General features: G+C 55.5%; 19 protein-coding genes and 1 pseudogene. 17 read left to right on the plus strand and 3 right to left on the minus strand.

The window, feature by feature from the left end:
- Nucleotides 1–28: 28 nt before the first annotated feature.
- The 5 genes from trhO (at nt 29) to ybiO (ending at nt 5,816) form a co-directional block, all read left to right on the plus strand.
- A complete protein-coding gene (trhO, locus tag HZS80_RS07280; RefSeq protein ID WP_246361790.1) occupies nt 29–994 on the plus strand; it encodes an oxygen-dependent tRNA uridine(34) hydroxylase TrhO in 966 nt (321 codons plus the stop codon).
- Nucleotides 995–1,053: 59 nt separating this feature from the next.
- Entirely contained in the window at nt 1,054–1,860 is an 807-nt protein-coding gene (locus HZS80_RS07285; protein ID WP_035555149.1) for an enoyl-CoA hydratase, read from the plus strand.
- A gap of 179 nt (nt 1,861–2,039) precedes the next feature.
- Complete coding sequence (locus HZS80_RS07290; protein WP_179915634.1) at nt 2,040–2,861, plus strand: IclR family transcriptional regulator domain-containing protein; 822 nt, start codon at nt 2,040–2,042, stop codon at nt 2,859–2,861.
- A gap of 16 nt (nt 2,862–2,877) precedes the next feature.
- Nucleotides 2,878–3,309: a YqaA family protein gene (locus tag HZS80_RS07295; RefSeq protein WP_035555167.1), complete on the plus strand. Its 432-nt coding sequence runs from the start codon at nt 2,878–2,880 to the stop codon at nt 3,307–3,309.
- A 119-nt stretch (nt 3,310–3,428) separates the two neighbouring features.
- Nucleotides 3,429–5,816: a mechanosensitive channel protein gene (gene ybiO / locus HZS80_RS07300; protein ID WP_179915635.1), complete on the plus strand. Its 2,388-nt coding sequence runs from the start codon at nt 3,429–3,431 to the stop codon at nt 5,814–5,816.
- A gap of 122 nt (nt 5,817–5,938) precedes the next feature.
- Here the strand turns inward: ybiO and HZS80_RS07305 are convergent, their stop codons facing one another.
- A complete protein-coding gene (locus tag HZS80_RS07305) occupies nt 5,939–6,685 on the minus strand; it encodes an SDR family NAD(P)-dependent oxidoreductase (protein WP_035555174.1) in 747 nt (248 codons plus the stop codon).
- 174 nt (nt 6,686–6,859) lie between these two features.
- Here HZS80_RS07305 and folK point away from each other — a divergent pair, with 174 nt between their 5' ends.
- Nucleotides 6,860–7,306: a 2-amino-4-hydroxy-6-hydroxymethyldihydropteridine diphosphokinase gene (folK, locus tag HZS80_RS07310; protein WP_045812040.1), complete on the plus strand. Its 447-nt coding sequence runs from the start codon at nt 6,860–6,862 to the stop codon at nt 7,304–7,306.
- Nucleotides 7,307–7,393: 87 nt separating this feature from the next.
- Nucleotides 7,394–7,486: pseudogene (locus HZS80_RS24085) on the plus strand (flagellin N-terminal helical domain-containing protein); the annotation flags it as partial.
- Nucleotides 7,487–7,550: 64 nt separating this feature from the next.
- On the opposite strand, the gene HZS80_RS07320 reads toward HZS80_RS24085, so the two are convergent.
- Nucleotides 7,551–9,104 (minus strand): BCCT family transporter, encoded by a 1,554-nt coding sequence (locus tag HZS80_RS07320; protein ID WP_179915636.1) that lies wholly within the window; start codon nt 9,102–9,104, stop codon nt 7,551–7,553.
- A gap of 404 nt (nt 9,105–9,508) precedes the next feature.
- Here HZS80_RS07320 and HZS80_RS07325 point away from each other — a divergent pair, with 404 nt between their 5' ends.
- From HZS80_RS07325 to HZS80_RS07335, 3 genes are read left to right on the plus strand one after another with little or no spacing between them, the layout of a single operon-like run.
- Nucleotides 9,509–10,597: an ABC transporter substrate-binding protein gene (locus HZS80_RS07325; RefSeq protein ID WP_246361792.1), complete on the plus strand. Its 1,089-nt coding sequence runs from the start codon at nt 9,509–9,511 to the stop codon at nt 10,595–10,597.
- A gap of 2 nt (nt 10,598–10,599) precedes the next feature.
- Entirely contained in the window at nt 10,600–11,382 is a 783-nt protein-coding gene (locus tag HZS80_RS07330; RefSeq protein WP_179915637.1) for an ABC transporter ATP-binding protein, read from the plus strand.
- A 34-nt stretch (nt 11,383–11,416) separates the two neighbouring features.
- Nucleotides 11,417–12,187: an ABC transporter permease gene (locus HZS80_RS07335; RefSeq protein WP_035555184.1), complete on the plus strand. Its 771-nt coding sequence runs from the start codon at nt 11,417–11,419 to the stop codon at nt 12,185–12,187.
- A 15-nt stretch (nt 12,188–12,202) separates the two neighbouring features.
- Here HZS80_RS07335 and HZS80_RS07340 read toward each other — a convergent pair whose 3' ends face one another.
- Nucleotides 12,203–12,931 carry a DUF481 domain-containing protein gene (locus HZS80_RS07340; protein WP_035555187.1) on the minus strand — a complete coding sequence of 243 codons (729 nt, stop codon included), beginning with the start codon at nt 12,929–12,931 and terminating at the stop codon, nt 12,203–12,205.
- 154 nt (nt 12,932–13,085) lie between these two features.
- Between HZS80_RS07340 and HZS80_RS07345 the strand changes: the two genes are divergently transcribed.
- The 7 genes from HZS80_RS07345 (at nt 13,086) to urtB (ending at nt 22,250) form a co-directional block, all read left to right on the plus strand.
- Complete coding sequence (locus tag HZS80_RS07345) at nt 13,086–14,858, plus strand: ATP-binding protein (RefSeq protein WP_235272473.1); 1,773 nt, start codon at nt 13,086–13,088, stop codon at nt 14,856–14,858.
- Nucleotides 14,851–15,594 carry a response regulator gene (locus HZS80_RS07350; protein ID WP_035555190.1) on the plus strand — a complete coding sequence of 248 codons (744 nt, stop codon included), beginning with the start codon at nt 14,851–14,853 and terminating at the stop codon, nt 15,592–15,594. Before HZS80_RS07345 ends, HZS80_RS07350 begins: the two co-directional genes overlap by 8 nt.
- A 172-nt stretch (nt 15,595–15,766) precedes the next feature.
- Nucleotides 15,767–16,768 (plus strand): Bug family tripartite tricarboxylate transporter substrate binding protein, encoded by a 1,002-nt coding sequence (locus HZS80_RS07355; RefSeq protein WP_179915638.1) that lies wholly within the window; start codon nt 15,767–15,769, stop codon nt 16,766–16,768.
- Entirely contained in the window at nt 16,768–17,220 is a 453-nt protein-coding gene (locus HZS80_RS07360; protein ID WP_035555193.1) for a tripartite tricarboxylate transporter TctB family protein, read from the plus strand. Before HZS80_RS07355 ends, HZS80_RS07360 begins: the two co-directional genes overlap by 1 nt.
- Complete coding sequence (locus tag HZS80_RS07365) at nt 17,220–18,749, plus strand: tripartite tricarboxylate transporter permease (RefSeq protein WP_035555196.1); 1,530 nt, start codon at nt 17,220–17,222, stop codon at nt 18,747–18,749. Before HZS80_RS07360 ends, HZS80_RS07365 begins: the two co-directional genes overlap by 1 nt.
- 427 nt (nt 18,750–19,176) lie before the next feature.
- Nucleotides 19,177–20,538, plus strand: coding sequence for an urea ABC transporter substrate-binding protein (urtA, locus tag HZS80_RS07370; protein WP_035555198.1), 1,362 nt, complete (start codon nt 19,177–19,179; stop codon nt 20,536–20,538).
- 92 nt (nt 20,539–20,630) lie between these two features.
- Nucleotides 20,631–22,250: an urea ABC transporter permease subunit UrtB gene (urtB, locus tag HZS80_RS07375; RefSeq protein WP_179915639.1), complete on the plus strand. Its 1,620-nt coding sequence runs from the start codon at nt 20,631–20,633 to the stop codon at nt 22,248–22,250.
- The last annotated feature ends 3 nt before the right edge of the window (nt 22,251–22,253 follow it).

Below are 22,253 nucleotides of genomic sequence, written 5' to 3' on the forward strand. Positions count from 1 at the left end.
TTGCGAGGGTGACTACCTGGAGTTTTACATGTCAGTATCCATTGCTATGCCTAACCCAGTGCCGCCCATTGTGGTCGCAGCGCTGTACAAATTTGTCACCCTGAATGACTTTGAAGCGCTGCGCGAGCCGCTGCGCCAAACCATGCTCGATAACGATGTAAAGGGCACCCTGCTACTCGCTAAAGAGGGTATTAACGGCACGGTGGCGGGCAGCCGCGAGGGCATTGATGGATTGCTGGCTTGGCTGACTGCCGACCCACGCTTAGCTGATATTGATCACAAAGAGTCCTATTGCGACGAAACGCCGTTCTACCGCACCAAGGTGAAGCTCAAAAAAGAGATCGTCACCCTCGGCGTACCGGATATCGACCCCAACGACACCGTGGGCACTTACGTCGAGCCGAAAAACTGGAACGACATCATCGCCGACCCCGAAGTGCTGGTGATCGATACCCGCAACGATTACGAAGTAGCCATTGGCAGCTTCGAGCGGGCGATAGACCCGAAAACCACCACCTTCCGCGAATTTCCCGAGTACGTGCGCGAGCACTACGACCCGGAAAAGCACAAGAAAGTGGCGATGTTCTGCACCGGCGGCATCCGCTGTGAAAAAGCCTCCAGCTTTATGCTTAAAGAGGGTTTTGAAGAGGTCTACCACCTGAAAGGCGGCGTGCTGAACTACCTGGAAAAAGTCCCGCAAGAGCAGTCGCTATGGAAAGGTGAGTGTTTTGTGTTCGATAACCGCGTGACGGTTCGCCACGATTTGAGCAAGGGTGAGTTTGAGCAGTGCCACGCCTGCCGCATGCCGATTTCCGCCGAGGATATGCAGTCTTCCGCTTATGAGCCGGGGATTAGTTGCCCTCACTGCATCGATTCGCTGCCAGAAAAGACCCGCGCCGCCGCCCGTGAACGCCAGCGCCAGATTGACTTAGCCAAACAACGCGGCGAGCCGCACCCCTTAGGCCGTGATACCCGCCTAATGAAAAAAGCCTGATAAAAAAGAGTGTGCGCTAGACTGATGGGCAAAGTGTTACTCAACCCCAGGAGTTCACCATGCCCATCACCTCTGACGGTCTATCGTCAACGGCTTCCCCTCTACAGCGCCTTGACCAGCAGGGCGTAACAACGCTGACAATGAGCACACCGGAGCGCTTTAACGCGCTCTCGGAAGCCATGCTACAAGCCCTTAACGATGCGCTAACCGAGATTGCCAACGATAGCAGCGTTCGCTGCGTGGTACTTGCCGCCGAAGGCAAAGCCTTCTGTGCTGGTCATGATCTCAAGCAGATGCGCGCTAACCCCGATAAAGCTTACTACCAGGCGCTATTTGCCCGCTGTGGCGAGGTCATGCAGGCCATTGTGAATCTCCCCGTGCCGGTAATTGCTAAAGTCCAGGGCATCGCCACTGCCGCGGGCTGCCAACTGGTGGCGAGCTGTGACTTGGCGGTGGCGGCGCGCAGTGCCCGCTTTGCCGTTTCCGGTATCAACGTTGGGCTTTTTTGCTCTACCCCGGCGGTAGCGCTGTCGCGAAACGTTGCCCGTAAGCGCGCCATGGAGATGCTGCTTACCGGGGAGTTTATCAGCGCCGAGCAGGCGGCCGAGTGGGGCTTGATTAACCGCGTGGCAGAGGACGATGCGCTGGATGAGGCAACTAAACAGATGACGGACAGTATCTGCGCTAAAAGCGCCGTTGCGGTGCGTACCGGAAAAGCCATGTTTGCCCGCCAGCTTGCCATGCCGCTCGATGAAGCCTACGCCTTCGCCGGAGAAACCATGGCCTGCAATATGTTGGCCGAGGATGTGGGCGAAGGGATCGATGCGTTTATCGCCAAACGGCCACCGCAGTGGCGGCACCGCTAAGATGACGTCATTGAATGAATGGAATTCGTTTCCGTAAACGCGACAATCGCCATGTTGACACGTTATCCTGACGCCCTTTGTGTTTTCAGGTAATGCGCCGTCAGCAAGGGCGCTTTTAGTCAGTAGTAGGGGCGCTTTTGGGAGCGTCTTTTTAGGAGCGCCTTTTAGGAGAAAGCCAGGTGAGTGAAGCCAAACGCAGGACGGTCGGTCGTCCGGCGAGTACCGCCAAAGCCAGCGGAGGCCATAGCCAGTCGCTGGTACGTGGCTTAACGCTGCTGGAGTATCTTGCGGCGAGCCCCCTTGGACTCGCCCTTTCGGAAGTGGCGGAAATGGCCGAATTAGCGCCATCGACGACTCATCGTTTATTACAAGCACTGCAAAGCCAGGGGTTTGTCACCCAGGAGAACGAGCAAGGTCTGTGGCGAATCGATGTCAAAACCTTCCGCATCGGCAATAGCTTCCTTGAAGCGCGCGACGTCGTGGCCACCAGCCGGCCATTTTTGCGCCGCCTAACGGCTGAAACCGGCGAAACCGCCAACTTGGGTATCCGCGATGGGGAAACGGCGGTGTTTCTCGCCCAGCATGAGTCTCCCCAGATGATGCGCATGATCACGCGTCTTGGCTCGCGCGCGCCGTTGCACGCCTCCGGTGTCGGTAAAGCGTTGCTGGCGTGGATGCCTGATGATGAGCGCGCTCAATTGCTGGATGGCCGTGAGCTAGCCAGAGTGACCGCTAATACGCTTTATCAGCCCGAGACCCTGCAAGAGGAAACCCAGCAAATTCGCGCTCAGGGTTTTGCCTGTGACCGTGAGGAGCACGCGATCGGCCTGCACTGCGTCGCTGCCTGCATATTTGACGAACACAGTACCCCGCTGGCGGCGATTTCCGTTTCAGGCCCCATGGCGCGTATCCCTGAAGCGCGGCTGTTAACGCTGGGCGCACTGGTACGCCAAACGGCCGATGAAATCACCCAACAGTTGGGTGGGCAGGTGCCACGCTAACGCGGGCCGCTGAGTTATGTTAAGCCTGTTTTTTGTCGCTTTGGTCAGCGCCACACTGTTACCCGGTGGGTCGGAAGTGTGGCTGGCGCGGCTGTGGTGTATGGGCGAACCACCGCTGGCGCTGTGGCTACTCGCCACTACCGGCAATACCCTGGGCAGCATGATCAACGTTGCATTAGGCCGCTATGCCCGCCAGTTTCAAGATCGCCGCTGGTTTCCCGCCTCGCCACGAAGCCTGGCGCGTGCAGAGGGTTGGTATCACCGCTTTGGGGAGCTAAGCCTACTGATTTCATGGGCGCCGATTATTGGCGATCCCCTTACCGTGTTGGCCGGCGTGTTCCGGCTGCCCTGGTGGCGGGCACTGGCGTGGATTGTGATCGCTAAGGGCGCCCGCTACGCTGTGGTCTTACTGCTCGCGCACTACTGGCTAGCACCGCTATGCCTGTGAAACGTGTTGTTAATTAAGGCATGCTACCCTGTACAACTTTTTAACAAGCTGCACAGGCAGTGTAGAGTGTAAGCAGCCGTTAGATTGAAAAGAATACTCACCCGAAAGGAGATTAAGGTGTGAAGCCACTTCGTTTATTACCCTGGCTAGGTGTCTGGCTGTTGGCAATGATTGCCTTCATGGCCACACCAGCAATGGCACAAAGCACGCCGAGTGAAGCGGCCAGCGCCGAAGGCACTGCATCATCAGAAGCCCCGGCACCGACGTCTTATGAGGCGCTGGCCGATTTATTGGAAGATGAGCAGTCGCGACAAGAGTTGATTGAGATGTTGCGCCATCAAGCCTCAGCGCTGCCCGAGGGGATTGCCACCGAACTCTCGCCAGAAGCTGCTGCACAAGGCAGTGAGATAGCGCCGGAGGATGTCTCGTTGCCGCGCCAACTAGCCGAACTCACCAGTCGTGTGGTTAGTGACGTGGGTGGGCAGTTTGAGCAAGTGGTTAGCATTGTAGGTGGGCTATTAGCCGGTCAAGAGGCTGATAGTGTCTTTGACATGGCCGCGTTCACCAGTGCGGCGATTAATCTGGGCCTTGTAATTGTCGCGACATTTGCGATGTTTATGATTTTCAGGCGCTTGGCGAAGCCGCTGTTTACCAAAATCAGCGGCTGGTCGCTAAATGGCAAAAATTTAACCCCCGTTTTACGCTTGGTTTTCTGCGTGGCGATTGCGGCGGTCATCGATGTGCTGCTTGTGGGCTTGGCCTATGTGGGTGGTAATCTGCTGGCTACCTTTGCGATTGGTGAAGCCGGAGAGCTTTCGACCCGCGCCTCCCTATTCTTAAATGCCTTCCTGGTCATCGAGCTGCTCAAAGCCGGTGTGCGGATGCTGTTTTCGTCGCGCTACGAAGGGCTGCGGCTACTGCCAATTTCAGCCCAGGAGGCGTCCTATTGGAACCGCTGGTTAGCCCGTTTGATCGGCATGGTCGGTTACGGCCTGATGGTGGTAGTGCCGCTGGTTAACTTTTACGTGGCAGCCTCGCTGGGTCAGGCCGTCGGCACGCTGATAATGGTGCTGGCGTTTATCTATGCAGTGGTCGTGGTAGTACGTAACCGCACCCGCCTGCGCGATAATCTCAATGAGATGGCGGCAAAATCAACCTTAACCGCCAGCCGCGTCTCGCTGCAGCTATTTGCGCGCACTTGGCACCTGTTCGCGCTGCTGTATTTCTTGATTGTGTTTGTATTGACACTGACGCGCCCCGGCGATGCGCTGCCGTTTGTGATGTACGCCACCCTGAAGTCATTGGCCGCGATTGTCGTTGGGCTGTTGGTGTCGTCCTTTCTTACTCAGACCATTGGCCGCCGTATCACGCTGTCAGACGACCTGCGGCGCAAACTGCCGTTGCTTGAAAAGCGCCTGAATAGCTACGTTCCCAATGCGTTGCGTGTGCTGCGTACCGTCATTCTGATCGTGGTCATCATGATGGTGTTGAACGCCTGGGGCGCGTTTGATTTAGCCGCTTGGTATGCCTCTGAACGCGGTGCCAATCTGGTCGGCAATCTGGTCGGTGTCGCGGTGATTTTGATTGTCGCGCTAGCGGTTTGGCTGGGGCTGGCGAGCCTGATTGAGCATAAGCTCAACCCGGAAACCGGCTACGGCGAACCTTCAGCACGGGCTAAAACGCTGCTTAGTCTGTTCCGCAATGCGCTGGCAATCGCCATGGTAACGATTACCGGCATGATCGTGCTGTCGGAAATCGGTATCAATATCGGTCCGCTGATTGCCGGTGCTGGTGTACTCGGTCTGGCCATTGGTTTTGGCGCGCAGAAGCTGGTGCAAGACGTTATTACCGGGGTGTTTATCCAGGTTGAAAATGCCATGAACACCGGCGATGTCGTAACGGTAGGTGGCGTGACAGGTACCGCCGAACGGCTAAGCATCCGCTCGGTCGGCATCCGCGACTTGTCTGGTACTTATCACATCGTGCCGTTCTCAAGCGTGGACACCGTTTCCAACTACATGCGTGAGTACGGCAACCATGTGGGCGAATACGGTATTGGCTATAACGAGAGCATCGACGAAGCTATTGAGCAGCTCCAATTGGCCTTTGAAGATCTTAAAGCCAGCGAAGAGCACGGGCATAAGCTGCTCGCTGACCTCACCGTGGCGGGTGTGGTGGCCCTGGCGGATAGCTCCGTGAACATTCGTGTGGTGATCAAAACCACGCCGGGCGACCAGTGGGGTGTTGGCCGCGCTTATAATCGCTTGGTGAAGTTGCGCTTCGATGAGGCGGGTATTGAAATTCCCTTCCCGCATACCACGCTCTACTTTGGTGAGACCAAAAATGGGAAGACACCACCTGCCAATGTGCGGGTCTTGGAGTCAACCGCTAAAGAGAAGGAAGTGGAAGAGAAGCCCATCGTGCAGGAAGAGAGCCAAGCGAGTGTTCAGCAAACCCGCGAACCTGATCACCTCAAGCCTGACCACGATGACGTCGATGAAAGGTAGTGTGTGATTGACGACACCGTAAGCATAAGTGAGGCCGCCTTTGGGCGGCCTCACTGCGTTTTAACGATGCTCGTTGTTAGCTGCTGCCGCTTCTTAAAGAAGCATCGGCTTATAATGCATGTTTATAAAGTATAGTTTTCCGAGTGGCGCCCCTCAATATTGATGGACTCACCGCCATCGACAAACAGGATTTGACCGGCCACAAAAGCGTTATTCAATAAATAGTGCAAAGCCTGTACAAGATGGGCAGGATCACCCTGTCGCTTAAGCGGAATACCTTCAATACGCCACTGGACATAGTCACTGGTGCGCTGGGAGGCAGGTAGTACCACGCCAGGGGCAAGGCCATTAATGCGAATACGCGGGGCGAACTCCAGCGCCGCCATGTGAGTCATCTCCGCTAAACTCTTTTTCGACAGTAAATACGCCGCATAGGGGTATTGGTGATAGGCCACTTTGTTATCAATGATATTGATCACCTGGCCCTCTTGAACCACCTCGGCAAAGTGGCGCGTCAGCAGTAGCGGGGTAAACATATTGACTCGGAACTGAGCTTCCAGCATCGCCAGATCCGTCCCGGCTATCGGTGCTGGCTCATAGGCGGAAGCGCTATTCAGCAGCAAACTAAGCCCTGGGAAGCGCTGCTTTGCCGACTGCAGTAAGACGTGTAGATCGTCGTTTAAAAAATCGCAGTGAAATATTTCACACTCTCGTCCTTTGGCGCGAATGCCGCTGGCGACCTCTTCAGCCTCCTCGCGGGAGCGATTGACGTGCAGTGCAATATCATATCCCGCATCGGCCAATGCTTCAGAAAAGTATCGGCCCAAGCGAGTGGCACCGCCGGTGACCAAAGCAGCTTGTTGGTGCATAAAGCGTTCCCTATCGTTTTATGGATATGCAAAACTCTCTGCGTGAGTGCAGCGTTTGTCAATAACTTATACAGAGCTTAAAACATGGCAGGGGCCTGGAGGTATTTATAATGCTGGCTCACAATAGGGTAGTTCCATGTTTCTTAGAAAACGCCACTAACACAGGATGTCGCCATGCTACCCACGACGTTGCCTAGCGAGCAGGCTGCCGCCCTCCATGAGTGTTTGATCTCCCTGGGGTCCAATATCGATCCTGAACATTATTTTGATCAGGCGCTGACGATTCTTAGCCAAGAATGCAAGCTCTTGGCGTGCTCAAAAGCGATACGCACAACACCGGTAGGTTATCAGCAGCAGCCTGATTTCTTAAATGCAGCACTATTAGTCAGCACGTCACTTGAGCAAGAAGCGTTTCGCGCCTACCTCAAAGAAGTGGAAGACCGGTTAGGTCGAGTACGCGGCGCGATTAAGTCAGGGCCACGCACGATGGATCTCGATATGGTGGCGTGGAATGGGGAAGTTGTGGATGAGGGTTACTACCAGCATGACTATGTAAAAGTACCGGTCGACGAAGTGCTCGCCAGCAGTGGCCGCACCCTTGAACCAGTAAAACGCTCATGATTTTTATGGCTAGGCCGATAGTAACGTTATAGCCGCCCAGCGTCTGGGTCGGTTAGCTTCCTCCGGAGGCGTGCGCCTCTCATCTGGTTACGTATCAATAGCGCTAAAGATGACCCGGCAGGGCAGGCGATTGCTAAACGTATGGCGGCGAAAATCAATGGTATGACCCAGGCCAACCAGCAGCCGCAGATGATTCTGCGCCTGCTGGAAGGGATATAAGGTAGCCAGGGCCAGAGCGGCTTACCTATTCAATGATGCCCTGTTCGCGGGCCATGGCGTAGGCTGCCTGTGGACCATTCCAGAGCGATGGCAACAGTATCAACGACACCGGAATCGCGGTGATAACAATGAACTGCTGCAACGCGCCAATCTGACCAGCACCCATATACAGCAGTACCGCCGCCATTAGCGCCATGGCAATCCCCCAAAACGCCCGCATGACCGGGCTCGGGTTATCGTGCCCCGCGCCGACCACCGCAATGGCGTAACTCATTGAGTCACCGGTGGTCGCTACGAAAATCGTCGTCAGCAGTAAAATGGCTAGCGCCATCCAGGTGCCGCCGGGCAATGCCTGGGCAACGGTTAACGTGGCGACATCAAACTGAAAGTTATTAAGTGCTTCGGTTAAATCGATCACGCCATTAAGCTGGTAGTAGATGCCCGAGCCCCCGAGCAGGGTAAACCAAACGGTAGTGGCGATAGGCGCGAGAATCGCCACTGCCACAATCATTTCGCGAATGCTGCGCCCGCGGGAAATCCGCGCCACAAAAATCGCCATCACGGGGGCATAGCCGATAAACCAGGCAAAGAAAAACACCGTCCACCACTGCATCCACCACGCTGGGGCGGTTTCTGCGGTCATGGTCGCCATGGTAAAGAATTCGCTGACATAAGCGCCCATGCCGGAAACATAGCTATTGACCAAAAACAGCGTTGGGCCAAAGACAATAATCACCGCCCCAATACCTAGCGCCAGCAGCACGTTAAAACGGCTAAGTATTTGAATGCCTTTGTGTACACCGCTCATGGAGGAGAGCACGTAGATGCTGGCAAGTATGCCCAGAATAATCAGTTGGCCGGTGTAGCCTTCCGGCAGCCCAAACAGCTCATGCAGACCAAAACTAACCTGAGTGGCCAGAAAGCCAATGGGTCCAACCGTGCCCGCAACTAACGCAATCACACAGCAGGCGTCGACTAAACCGCCCAGTGGGCCACGCATTAAGCGTTCACCGAGTATCGGGTAGAGTAGCGTACGTGGTTGCAGCGGCTGGCCTTTTACGTAATGTGCATGGGCGAGAACCACCGCTGTTAATGACCCCAGTACCGCCCAGGCCATAAAGCCCCAATGCATAAAGGACTGACCTAAAGCGCCAGAAACGGCTGCAGCGGTGCCCGCTTCGCTATCAAAGGCGGGGGGCGTCACTACAAAGTGGTAAACCGGCTCGCCGGCGGCAAAAAATACGCCACCCCCCGCCAACAGGGTGCACAAAATGATCGATAGCCATTTAAACGTGCTCATTTCTGGTGCAGCTAAGTTGCCGATTTTAGCTTTTGCAGCCGGCGTCATCGCTAAGCCAATGGCAATAAAGAACGTCATCAGCAGTAGTAACTGGAAATAGCTACCTAACACTAACGCCGTCCACGCGAAACCTGCGCTGATACTATCCGCCACTAGGGCTACGTCGTAAAACGACAGCGCCAGAAAAGCGACAATAAAGCCGATACTCAAGATCAGCACAATGGGATCGCCAAGTGAGAAACGCTGGGAACCCTCAGCGTTGGGGCTGGGTTGGTTCATGTTTAATACCTTATGGGGGAGCAAGGGGAAGGTGGAAAAAAAGCTTATCAAAGCACGTCGTTAGGTGGTTTAACGCCGTGTCTCAATGAATGTAAATAGTCATTAATATCAGCAGGCATTAATGGAAGTAGCGGTCTACCAAGTGAAGTTTTAGGTAAAAAAAAGCGCCATTCAATGAATGGCGCAAGGACAGGAAACTGCGCGTAGTATACCGCCGATATAGACCAACGTCTAATATGTTTTATTTTGGTGCGTTTTAGGAGCACGCATGCACGCTATTGGCGTGCGGGCAAAGCGTTCTTCGTTATGATCTTGTCGTAATCATCTGATAATTATAAGAAATACTAAATTTGGCAGTATTGCTGCTAATACTTAAGCATGTTTTGTATACAAGGTATGCCGCCATGTCGCCCGTATTGACGCTTCTCCGTTCTACTTTCAACACTGCTGCCTTACGCCATTCGCCTACACGTTTGTGGGTGGGCGGTGCTGCTGCACTGGTGTTAATGCCGTCTCTCAGCCATGCCGACGACACCCAGATACGCTTTCAGTTGGATTGGCGCTTTGAAGGACCCTCCGCCCCCTTTTTGATGGCTGCCGAGAAAGGCTACTTCGCTGAAGAGGGGCTGGACGTTCAAATCGACTCCGGCAGTGGCTCAGCAGGGGCGATTAACCGCGTGGCGTCCGGTGCTTACGAGATGGGCTTTGGCGACCTTAATGCGCTGGTCGAATTCCTCGCTGAGAACCCTGATGGTCCCGGCATTCAGGGCGTCTATATTGTCTACGATGGCACGCCCGCTGCGGTATTTGCTCGTAAAGAGAGCGGTATTGAAAGTCCGGCTGACTTAGCCGGTAAAACCATCGCCGCCCCGGCCTTTGACACCGGTTACCGTGCCTGGGGCGTGTTTGCCGCCGCTAATGGCCTGGAAGCTGACGCAGTTGAGTGGCAGAACGTCGACCCCACGCTGCGTGAAACGCTGCTCACTCGTGGCGATGTGGACGCGATCACCGGCTTTTACTTTACTAGCCTGCTCAATCTTGAAGAGCGCGGTATGAGTGAAGACGAACTGACCATCATGCCGTTCCCCGACTATGGCGTGCCGCTCTACGGTAACGCGATTATTGCCAGCGAATCCTTCGCCGAATCTAATCCAGACGCCGTGCAGGGCTTTCTGCGCGCCTTCAATAGGGCCCTGGGAGAGACCATTGCCGACCCTGAAGCTGCCATTGAGTACGTCAAAAACCGTGACGGTTTGATCGATGTAGAGATGGAAACCCGGCGGTTGAAGCTCGCTCTGGAGAGCGTCGTGGATACCCCCGATGCCCGTGAGAATGGCGTAGGCGGGGTGGATGACGAGCGTCTGGCTCAGGCGATTCAACTGGTCGCCGATGCCTACGACCTCACGTTAATCCCCTCTCCCGATCAGGTATTTAATTCAAACTACTTACCTGCCCAAGAAGACCGCATGCTGTTTTCGGCAGAGGGCGAATAAGCATGGCGGCAGCGTTCGTCACCTTTGATGACGTTAGCCTGGCCTACGATACGTCGGGTAACGCTATTGAAGATATCAACCTGAGCATCCACGAAGGCGAGTTCGTCGCCTTCGTGGGCCCCTCCGGCTGCGGTAAATCGACCTTTATGAAACTTTGCACCGGTCTGCATGCGCCTACCACCGGTGCCGTGCGAGTGGATGGAGCAACGGTTGCCGGGCCGTTGAAGATCTCCGGTATGGCGTTTCAAAACGCCAATCTGCTGCCCTGGCGCACCACCTTGGATAACGTCTTGCTGCCGCTGGAGATCGTCAAACCTTACCGCCATCAATTCCGCAAGCGGCGCGAAGAGTTTGTCGGCTGGGCGCGCAAGCTGCTAAAGACAGTGGGGCTGGAAGGCTACGAAGATCAATACCCCTGGCAGCTTTCTGGCGGTATGCAGCAGCGGGCGTCGATCTGCCGAGCGCTGATTCACCAGCCGCGTCTACTCATGCTGGATGAACCCTTCGGTGCACTGGATGCCTTTACCCGCGAAGAGCTGTGGTGTGTGCTGCGTGACCTGTGGGAGGCGCAGCGTTTTACGGTAGTGCTGGTGACCCACGACCTCCGCGAAGCGGCGTTTCTGGCCGATACCGTCTACATCATGAGCCGCCGTCCCGGCCGGGTAATCGAGCGCCGTGAAATAGAGTTGTCACGACCCCGTGCACTGGAAACCACCTACCAAAAACCCTTTATTGATTTGGTTCAGGAACTGCGGGCGCAAATTGGCGAAGTACGTAGCACTTGATAAACGCACGCAGTACGTGATGAAAGGCGCGCTTATGACGAAAAATAACCCGCTCATTGAACGACTAGCACCATGGATCGCGGTGGTGGCATTGGTGATCATCTGGGAGGTGACAGTGCGCGTGTTTGACGTGCCCAGCTTTATCTTTCCGAGCGCCATGGAAACCGCCCGGGCGCTGGTGACCTATGCTGGCCCTATCGCCATGCACTCCTGGCAAACCTTCTGGACCACGCTCATCGGCTTTGGTCTAGGCGTTGCGGTGGGGCTGGTACTAGGCTTTATTATCGGTTCGTCGCGCTTTTTGTATAACGCCTGCTATCCGCTATTGGTGGGCTTTAATGCCATTCCCAAAGTGGCGTTCGTGCCCATCTTGGTGGTCTGGTTTGGGATTGGCTCGGTTCCTGCCATTCTCACCGCGTTTTTGATCTGCTTCTTCCCCATTGTGGTCAACGTGGCTACCGGCTTGGCGACGCTGGAACCCGAAATGGAAGATGTACTGCGAGTGCTGGGCGCGCGGCGTATGGACGTATTGCTCAAAGTAGGCCTGCCGCGCTCGCTGCCGTATTTTTTTGCCTCGCTAAAAGTGGCGATTACGTTGGCCTTCGTAGGCACGGTGGTATCGGAAACGGTCGCTTCCAATCAAGGCATTGGCTACCTAATGATGAGCGCGGGCTCGCAAATGCGCATGGGATTGGTCTTTGCTGGGCTACTGGTCATCAGCGCCATGGCGATGGTGATGTATGAGCTATTTGCACAGTTAGAGAAACGCATGACCGGCTGGGCGCACCGCGGTCAGAACCGCTAGTCTCTATGTAAAGGCTCACCAGCGATAAAGCAGCGACGCACTGGTAGTGCTGTCGGTGCGTTCGTTGGTGTCGTCAGGCGGCTGGGAGTTGTGCTTGATTTCGTGGGATAGGCGCAGCGACAGCTTTGAGTTGAGCCGGGCAGTAAGGGCCGTTAGCGAACGGGAAGTGATGTTCTGGCTGGTATACTCAAGTGACATTTCCTGTTCGATATCCGCGTAGTCAGAAAATTCCCAGCGGTAATCCAGTGCGGTGTAGGTCACCATCAAGCGCTCATCGTCGTAGTCGCGCAGACGATCATGGCGGTAACCAGGTCCCGCTTCCAGGGAGAGCGTATGGGTTTCGTTCTCCAAAATCTGCCGTCCGTAGCCGCCAATCGCTGACAACTGCTGGTCGTAACCGGCAAAGCGATCTTTCTCCCAGCGGGCAAAGCCAAACAGATAGTGGGGGCCATCGAGCTCGTAACGCTCGCGCCCTGCGATTAAGTACTGCTCAGCGCTGGTTTCATCATCCTTACTAACGGTGCGTACTTCACCGCGCAGAGAGTAGGTGAATTTACCGGTTAACCACGTTAGCCGTGTTTTGCCGATCAAGGTTTGGCTGTTGGTGTTGCCTGACAGGTGGGTAAAACCAAGCTCAGCATCGCCACTGAATACGGGTGCATCTTCCTGGGGCGGCGGAGGGGCATAAAACGGATTGGCATAAGCCACACTTAGCCACAGTGGCCAGCAGGCCAGCAAAAGCATCCATCGAACGATTCTCGCAACAATAGCCACTATCTCCCTCCTTGGTTTCGGCAATCGAGCATTATATCAGCGAATGATGACATGGCGTGTTGGCGTTTAACGTCGTTTGCTGGCGCGTGCCATAATGGTGCGGTCATGTATTTTGAGTCTATCTATGAGCGCTTCTCGCCCCCGAACACTCGCCGAGCTGCAGCGCTGGCGCCGTACCCGCGTTAGGCGCAGTTGGTATAAACGCAGCTTTCGCCTGCAGGTAATGCTGTTGGTGGGGCTATTGCTGGCGGGCATGCTACTGGCACAGGGCACGTATCTCAATCTCCGCAAGGCGGAAATTATTAGCCAGCAGATGGGCGAACGGGCGCTGGCGGTGGCCAAAACAGTGGCGTCAATGCCGCAAATTATCAACGCATTTGATATCCCTAATCCCGCTTTTATTATCCAGCCGCTGGCAGAACGGGTACGCCAAGAAACAGGGGCGCGCTATGTCGTGGTCGGCAATGCCCAAAGCATTCGCTACTCACACCCCGTGCCGGAACGAATCGGACAACCGATGGTGGGTGGGGATAACGATCAGGCGCTGATCCATGGCCAGTTCTATGTCTCCGAGGCAACCGGTTCACTGGGCACCGCCATGCGTGGCAAAGCACCTATCTGGGATGAAGAGGGCAATATTATTGGCCTGGTTTCCGTCGGCTTTATGATGGATCGCGTCGAAATGGACGTGGCGCGCTACAACAGCTTTGGCTGGGTACTGGTGGCGCTGATGATCTGCCTGGGGTTCGCCGGTGCTTATTGGCTATCGCAGCACCTTAAAAAGGTCATTCTAGGCTTGGAGCCTTATGAGATTGCGCGACTGGCGATGGAGAAAGAGGCCATTTTGCAGTCGATCCACGAAGGCATCCTAGCGGTTAACCGAGAAGGGCATATCACGCTGGTCAACCAGCAGGCGCGGCGTTTTCTTAACTTGGATGACGAGCATGTGCTGTTGGGACAGCCTATCCGTGAAATTGTGCCCAACTCACGGTTATTGGAAGTGCTCCGGCGCGGCGAGCAGGAGTTCGATCAGGAGATGTGGCTGGGCGATCATCCCGTGGTGGTCAACCGGGTGCCGATTCTGCACGAGGGTGAGATCGAAGGGGCGGTGGCCACCTTCCGTAGCCGTCGGGAGATAGTCGACCTCTCCCAGGCGCTAACCCAGGCTAGCCGTGACGTGGATATGCTGCGTGCCCAGGCTCACGAGTTTTCCAACAAGCTCTACACCATCTCCGGGTTACTGCAGTTACAGCGCATCGAGGAAGCCTTGTCGCTGATCCATCAGGAAACCGAGCGTGCCCAGGCGCAAATGAGCTTTTTAATGCGCAACGTGGCTGACGCCGTGCTTAGCGGTACGCTACTGGGTAAACTCACCCGCGCGCGGGAGCTTGGCGTAGCGCTGGAAATTGACGAACAAAGCTCGCTCTCCTGCCCGCTAACGCCTACCGGTCAAGAGGTGATGATGAGCGTGGTGGGTAACTTGCTGGATAATGGCTGCCATGCCGCCCTTCATGGACCAAATAAAACGCCCAAAGTACGCCTGTTTTTCACCGACCTGGGTGAGCAGCTACTGATCGAAGTGGAGGATAACGGGCCGGGGGTGCCCGCTGAACTCGCCGAGTCGATTTTCCAAGAAGGCTTTTCGACCAAAGCGGGCAAACACCAGGGCATTGGCTTAGCGTTGGTGGCTAGGCTCTGCCGTCAGTATGGCGGCGCTGTTACTTTGGAAGAGAGTGAGCTGGGCGGGGCGTGCTTTATCGCCGTGCTTGACCGCTCGCTATGCCAAAATAGGCCTGACAGTGATCTAAACCATCATTTCAAAGGCGATCTCATCGACGATCTCAACAACAAGTCCAAAAACAGTGGCCATAGCGGCGAGGGGAAACGCGATGTCTGATAGGCAGTACGGCATTTTGGTCGTTGAAGACGATTTTCGCATCGCCGATATCCACAGAGCCTTCATTGAAAAGAGCGAAGGCTTTTATGTAGTGGGTATGGCGCGCAACGGCAGCGAAGCCAAGGCGCTGATGGCGGAACACGCCGCTAACATCCAATTGATTTTGTTAGATGCCTACCTCCCCGATGTCGAGGGCTTGGAGCTGCTGTGGGCGATTCGCCGCGACTACGTGCATGTGGATATCGTCATGGTTACCGCTGCACGCGAAGTGGAAACCATTAGTGAAGCGCTGCGCGGTGGGGTATTTGACTACCTGATCAAGCCCATTGAAGCTGCGCGAATGACGCAAATGCTGACTCGCTTCCGTCGCGAGCGTGAAGCGTTGGCCAACCGCGCTGAGATGAATCAGGATGAACTGGACTCCGTGCTGGCGCGCCTTAAGCCCGGCGAGCCGTTGCGGGCAAAAAGTCAGTCACTATCTCAAGCCCTACCTAAAGGCATTGACCGGCTGACACTACGCCGGGTGATCGATGCCCTGGCCGATGCCCCCGACTCCCTTACTGCCATGCAAATGGCGCGCATCATGGGAGCTAGCCGCTCCACCGCGCGCCGCTATTTAGAGTTTCTAGTTGCCGAGCAGGCGGTAAGTGCTGAGCTGGGCTATGGTGACGTAGGGCGGCCCGAACGTCGTTATCGACTGTTGAAGACGGCACATGACTGGCTAGACTCTCTATAAGGAAGTGCTGTGAGCTAGCAGGCGTGAACAAAATGAACAAAATGCGCGTAAAGAACTTTTTGTCTTTTATGCGCACAAGCTTGTCGGTCAGGGTGGCGGTCTTCTAACGTTCGCGGCGTGCAGTCTCACAATAAGACGCCCCATACAACAACACTGACACGTGGAGAACGCCATGATCATTAAGCCTTCCTTTAAGTATTTAACGTTGCTGGCCCTTCCGCTAGCGACGCTTACCACTTTTGCTAGCACCGCTTCAGCCTTCGAGCCAAAAGGTAAGGTGGAGTGTATAGCGCCCTCTGACCCAGGCGGCGGTTGGGACTTTACTTGCCGTAGCGTAGGGAATGTCATGCAGGAACTTGATATAGTTCCTGCGAATGTACAAACCATCAATATGGCTGGTGCTGGTGGCGGTGTGGCGTTTGCTCATACCGTCAGTAAGCGCGCTGGCGATGACCACCTACTGGTTGCAGCCTCTACTGCCACGACCACTCGTCTGGCCCAAGGGCAATTCCCAGGGTTGACTGCCGATCAGGTCAATTGGATCGGAGCGCTAGGGGCGGATTACGGAATTATCGCCGTGGCCGCTGATTCCGAGATCGATGACCTCAATGAACTCATGGAATCGCTCAAGGAAGATCCGCGCAGCGTTAAGTTCGCTGGCGGTAGCGCTAAAGGCGGATGGGATTATCTCAAAGTGCTGATCGCCGCTCAGGCAGCGGATGTCGAAAATCTTCCGCGCATTGCCTACCTCTCCTACAACAACGGTGGCGAAGCGCTAACCCAGGTAATCGGTGGCCACGTGGATGCCTTTACCGGGGATATAACTGAAGCCCAAGGGTTTATGGAATCTGGCGACTTACGCGTCCTGGCGGTTCTTTCTGAAGAGCGTCTGCCTGGTGACTTGGCTGACATCCCCACCGCCCGTGAGCAAGGCATCGATGCCATTGGCCCCAACTGGCGCGGCTTTTATATGCCGGCGGATGTCTCCGAAGAAGCTGAAGCGTATTGGACCGATGCCATGGACACTATTTATGAGAGTGAAGAGTGGCAGGATGTCATGGCTCAGAACGGCTTGATGCCATTTCACATGACCGCTGGCGAGTTCGAAGCGTTCGTACTCAACCAGATCAATGACATTGAACAGCTTTCTAAAGATATTGGGCTAATTCAGTAATGACTTTCAACGACCGCATCTTTGGGGTCCTGATGATCGTCCTGGCCGTCGCGTACGGCTGGGCCGCGACTCAGTTCCCGGAACCGTTTGGTGGGGCCGAAGCCGTTGGCCCGGACACTTTTCCGAAGTTGCTCGCCATAGTGTTGGCAATTTCCAGCCTTTATCTGATTGTACGCCCTGATCCCGATAATGCATGGCCTTGGAGCCGTACCGGTATCGAGCTAATCATCGCCGTAGTGGTGCTGATCTTTTACGCCATGCTGCTTCAGCCGCTGGGCTTTATTATTAGCACTACGCTTGCTGTGGGAACGCTTTGCTGGCGCATGGGGGCTCGGCCGCTCAATGCTTACATGACCGGGGCAGTCTCGGCAGTGGTCGTGTACTTCCTGTTTAGTTTTGCACTCGATCTCGCCTTGCCGCTGGGTCTGCTGTCATTCCTGGAGATGAACTAATGGAAACTCTAGGTTATCTGATGGATGGTTTTGGCGTTGCTCTGCAGCCCCATAACCTAATGTTCGCCTTGCTGGGTGCTTTTCTCGGCACCTTGATCGGCGCCTTGCCGGGATTAGGCCCAGCTAATGGTGTGGCCATCCTGATTCCGCTGGCGTTCAGTTTGGGACTCGCACCAGAAACCGCCCTGATCATGCTGACCTCCGTGTATGCGGGCGCCATGTACGGTGGGCGTATTTCATCGATTCTGTTGAATATTCCCGGCGATGAACCGGCCATGATGACCTGTCTTGACGGGTATCCTATGGCCCAGAAAGGCAAGGCTTCTGAGGCGCTGGCGATCTCAGCCGTGGCCTCTTTTATCGGTAGCCTTATCGCCACTATTGGTTTGATCTTGCTGGCGCCACTGTTGGCTAATTTTGCCTTAACGTTCGGCCCTGCAGAATATTTTGCGCTCTTCCTGCTGGCGTTCGCTACCTTAGGCGGCATCACTGGCAAAAACCCTATGAAAACGGTAGTCGCCGCCAGTATTGGCCTAATGATCGCCACGGTGGGTATCGACAATACTGGCGTGCAGCGCTACACCTTCGGGGTGCTCGAACTTTTTGAAGGCGTGGACTTCATCATTGCTATCGTCGGTCTGTTTGCCATTTCCGAACTGCTGTTCTTTATTGAGGAGCGCGCAGGCGGTGGTAAGGAGAAGATGAAGGTCAACAAGCTTTCGCTCTCCTGGAAAGATATCCGCGATATTCTACCCACCAGTTTCCGTGGCGGGGTGCTGGGGTTTGTTGCCGGTGTGCTACCCGGCGCCGGTGCTTCGTTGGGTAGCTTCATCAGCTATACCCTTGAAAAACGTGTGTTGGGTAAGAAAGGCTATTTTGGACAAGGCGACCCGCGTGGTGTGGCTGCTCCCGAAGCTGGCAATAACGCCGCTTCGAGCGGTGCTCTGGTCCCCATGCTAACCCTGGGTGTGCCGGGCAGTGGTACTACCGCAGTACTCTTAGCGTTGTTGATTTCGCTCAATATCACCCCGGGGCCGTTGATGTTCACCCAGAATGCCGACATCGTCTGGGGCGTGATCGCAGCGCTATTGATCGGTAACTTTTTGCTGCTGATCCTTAACATTCCGTTGGTGGGCATCTTCGTCAAGCTGCTGTCCGTGCCGCCGATGTACTTGCTGCCGATCGTCACGATGATTGCCTTCGTGGGTATCTACTCGATCAGTAACACCATCTTTGACCTCTACTTCATGGTGGCCTTTGGGGTGGGCGGTTACGTCCTGCGCAAGCTTGAGATTCCGCTGGTGCCAGTGATTCTTGGCTTGTTGCTGGGGCCTGAGATGGAGAAGAACCTGCGCCATGCCATGGATATCTCCGATGGCGACTGGATGATTCTTTGGGATAGCGGTCTGGCTATCGGCCTTTGGGTCTTTGCTGGATTGGGCTTGATCTTGCCTTATATTGTGGGTCCTCTCCTGCGTCGTGGGATGAAGGGAGCAACGCCTACGTCAGGCTCGCCTGAAAGCGATTAATACTTAAAAAGTCATCTTGAGCAACGGGGTGTCGACGAAAGTCGACGCCCCGTTTTTATAAGTAGTACCTCTGAAAGATGGTCAGGCTCTTTTCTACAGTTTTTGTAACTGAAGAGTAAGTATAAAGTTTCTAAATTGTATATGACTAATGTAAGTGCCGAGTTGGTGCAGTGTTTTCTTATTGGTGCATTGTTAAGGTGCTTTAATAACAGCTTTGCGCTTTATATTGGTGCATTTGACGATAATGAGGAATATTTTAAGATAACTAAGTGGCTGATTAATTAACTATAAGTGAGCGTTGTGCCAATCTGGCGCATCCCTTGCAGGTGTTAATGGCTAGTGGACGTATTGGGGGAGCTAACACAACAACCCCAAGTGCGAAGCCAACCATCAAGCCCCAATCATAAGGGGTGCAAGGAGATTAACAATGAACACTCTCAAACGCTCGACACACCCGCAACGATTCCTTTCAAGTGGCCGTTTCGCCACCGCGCTACTCACCGCCGCGGTCATGGGGGCCAGCGCCCCGGCCTTCGCGCAAGACGATGACCCGATCAAAGTTGGTATCCTGCACTCGCTTTCCGGCACTATGGCGATTAGTGAGACCGTCCTCAAAGACACCGTCGAAATGTTGATCGAACAGCAGAACGAAGCCGGTGGTTTGCTGGGTCGCCAGCTGGAAGCCGTTGTCGTTGACCCCGCCTCTAACTGGCCGCTGTTTGCTGAACGTGCTCGTGAGCTATTGGCGCAAGAAGAAGTCGACGTCATATTCGGCAACTGGACCTCGGTTTCTCGTAAAGCAGTGCTGCCAGTCGTCGAAGAGCTTAACGGTCTACTGTTCTACCCGGTGCAGTATGAGGGCGAAGAGTCCTCTGAAAACGTCTTCTACACCGGCGCCGCGCCTAACCAACAGGCCATTCCTGCGGTTGAATATTTGATCAACGAAGTGGGTATCGAGCGCTTTGCGCTAGTCGGTACCGACTATGTCTATCCGCGCACCACCAACCGTATCCTCGAAGCGTTCCTCAAGGATGAACACGGCATCGCGGAAGAGGACATCATGGTTAACTACACGCCGTTCGGTCACTCCGATTGGCAGAACATCGTGGCAGAAATTCGTCGCTTCGGTGAAGAGGGTAAACCAACCGCCGTCATCTCAACGGTTAACGGCGACGCCAACGTACCGTTCTATACCGAGCTCTCCAACCAGGGCATCGACGCGGCCGATATTCCGGTTATCGCCTTCTCTGTGGGCGAGCAGGAACTGACCGGTATTGATACCGGCCCATTGGTCGGTCACCTGGCCGCCTGGAACTACTTCATGAGCGTCGATAACGATGACAACTACGACTTTATCGATGCCTGGATCGAGTACACCGGCGACGATATGGCGGTGACCAACGACCCGATGGAAGCGCACTACATCGGCTTCAACATGTGGGCCGAAGCGGTTCGCAAAGCGGGCACGACAGATGTCGATACGGTGAAAGACGCCATTATCGGTGTGACCGTACCTAACCTCTCCGGCGGCTATGCGGCGATGATGCCCAACCACCACATCACCAAGCCGGTGCTGATTGGTGAAATTCAGGATAACGGCCAGTTCGACATCGTGTGGCAGACGCCCTCTACTGTGGCGGGCGACGCCTGGTCTGACTACCTGCCTGGCTCGCGTGACCTGATTGCCGATTGGCGCAAGCCGATGGAATGCGGCAACTTTAACGTCGTGAACGGCTCCTGTGGTGGCAGCACCGCAGCAGAAGAAGCCGAAGCGGCACTCGCTGAGTAAAGCCTAAAACCCCTTGCCGCGTCGTGGTTCGATGGTTGGCGCGGCAAGGAGCACGCTATCTTTCCCTCTTAGATAACCAAAGGAAGAACCCCATGAGGCGTTTCCTTTCCTTGGCGCTGCTCTGCTTCCTGCTGTTGGGTATTACCCTCAACGCACAAGCACAATCAACAGACGCCGCCAGCAGCTCCACTAATGATGCCGCCGCGCTCGAACTGCTAGAGGCGCTGGACGTTGAGTCCTACACCGCCAAAGGCGAAGCCATTACTGCCATTTTGCAAAGCGACGATGAGCGTGCCCGTGACTGGCTGCAAGCCCTGCTGGATGGCCGCTTACAGCGCACCGAAGATGGCCGTTTTGTACTGGTGCTCGAGAACCGCGGCCGCGACTGGCCGGTGGCCGATGTACTCACCGGCGAAGCGCTGGGCGAGATGTCCCGCCGTGACCTGGAACGTATCGGCATTAACAACAACCTGCGTAATCAACTGCGTAGTGCCATCGCGGTAGTTGACCTCTATTCGCTCAACGTGGAGCGCCGTCGCACATCAGCCGAGCGCCTGCTAGGTGAAGTAGACGGTGAGCTGGTGCCCACGCTTGATGACTTGATTGCGCAGGAAGAGGACGAGCAGGTGCGCTACCGGCTGACCCAGGCCGTGGCAATTTATCGCGCTGAAGCCGGTGAAATGGCTGGCGTTGAAGCGCTGGACGGCAGCCTGCATCCGCGCTCACGGGTAGCGTTGAGCCGGGCAGCCAATGGCGATGACCCCGTTGTCGCCAATGCCGCCGCCGCTTCCCTTTCGGGTATCGAGCAGCAGCTTAAAATCAACCGCGGCCTGGAAACGCTGTATTTCGGTTTAAGTCTTGGCTCGGTGCTGGTGCTGGCCGCCATTGGCCTGGCGATCACCTTCGGCGTCATGGGCGTGATCAACATGGCCCACGGCGAGCTGATGATGCTGGGCGCCTACACCACCTGGGCGATGCAGCAGCTGCTGCCCGGCCAGCCGGGGCTGGCGTTGATTCTATCGATTCCCGCAGGCTTTATGGTTGCCGCCTTAGCAGGCGTGGCGATCGAGCGCGGCGTGATTCAGTTCCTCAAAGGCCGCCCGCTGGAGACGCTGCTGGCGACCTTCGGTATCAGCCTGATTCTGCAACAACTGGTGCGCACGGTGATTTCACCGCTTAACCGTACCGTCATCACCCCCGAGTGGATGAGTGGTTCGCTAGTGGTGAATGATGCGTTGTCATTAACGCTTAACCGCATGTACGTGCTCGGCTTTGCGCTGGTGGTGTTTGCCGGGCTGATGCTGATTATGCGTCGCACGCGGCTGGGGCTTGAGGTGCGTGCGGTGACCCAAAATCGCGCCATGGCCCGCTCCATGGGCATTCGTGCCACTCGTGTGGATATCATGACCTTCGCGCTGGGTTCCGGCGTAGCCGGGCTTGCCGGAGTTGCGCTCTCCCAGCTCACCAACGTCGGCCCTAACCTGGGGCAGAACTACATCATCGACTCCTTCATGGTGGTGGTGTTCGGCGGTGTGGGCAATCTGTGGGGCACGCTGGTTGCCGGGCTATCGCTGGGGGTGATCAACCAGGTGCTGGAACCCTGGGCAGGCGCGGTATTGGCCAAAATTATCGTGCTGGTGTTTATCATCCTATTCATTCAGAAACGCCCGCGTGGACTCTTCCCGCAGAAGGGCCGGGCTGCGGAGGGCTAAACG

The sequence above is a fragment of the Vreelandella glaciei genome, from assembly GCF_013415125.1.
Classification (GTDB): Bacteria; Pseudomonadota; Gammaproteobacteria; order Pseudomonadales; family Halomonadaceae; genus Vreelandella; species Vreelandella glaciei.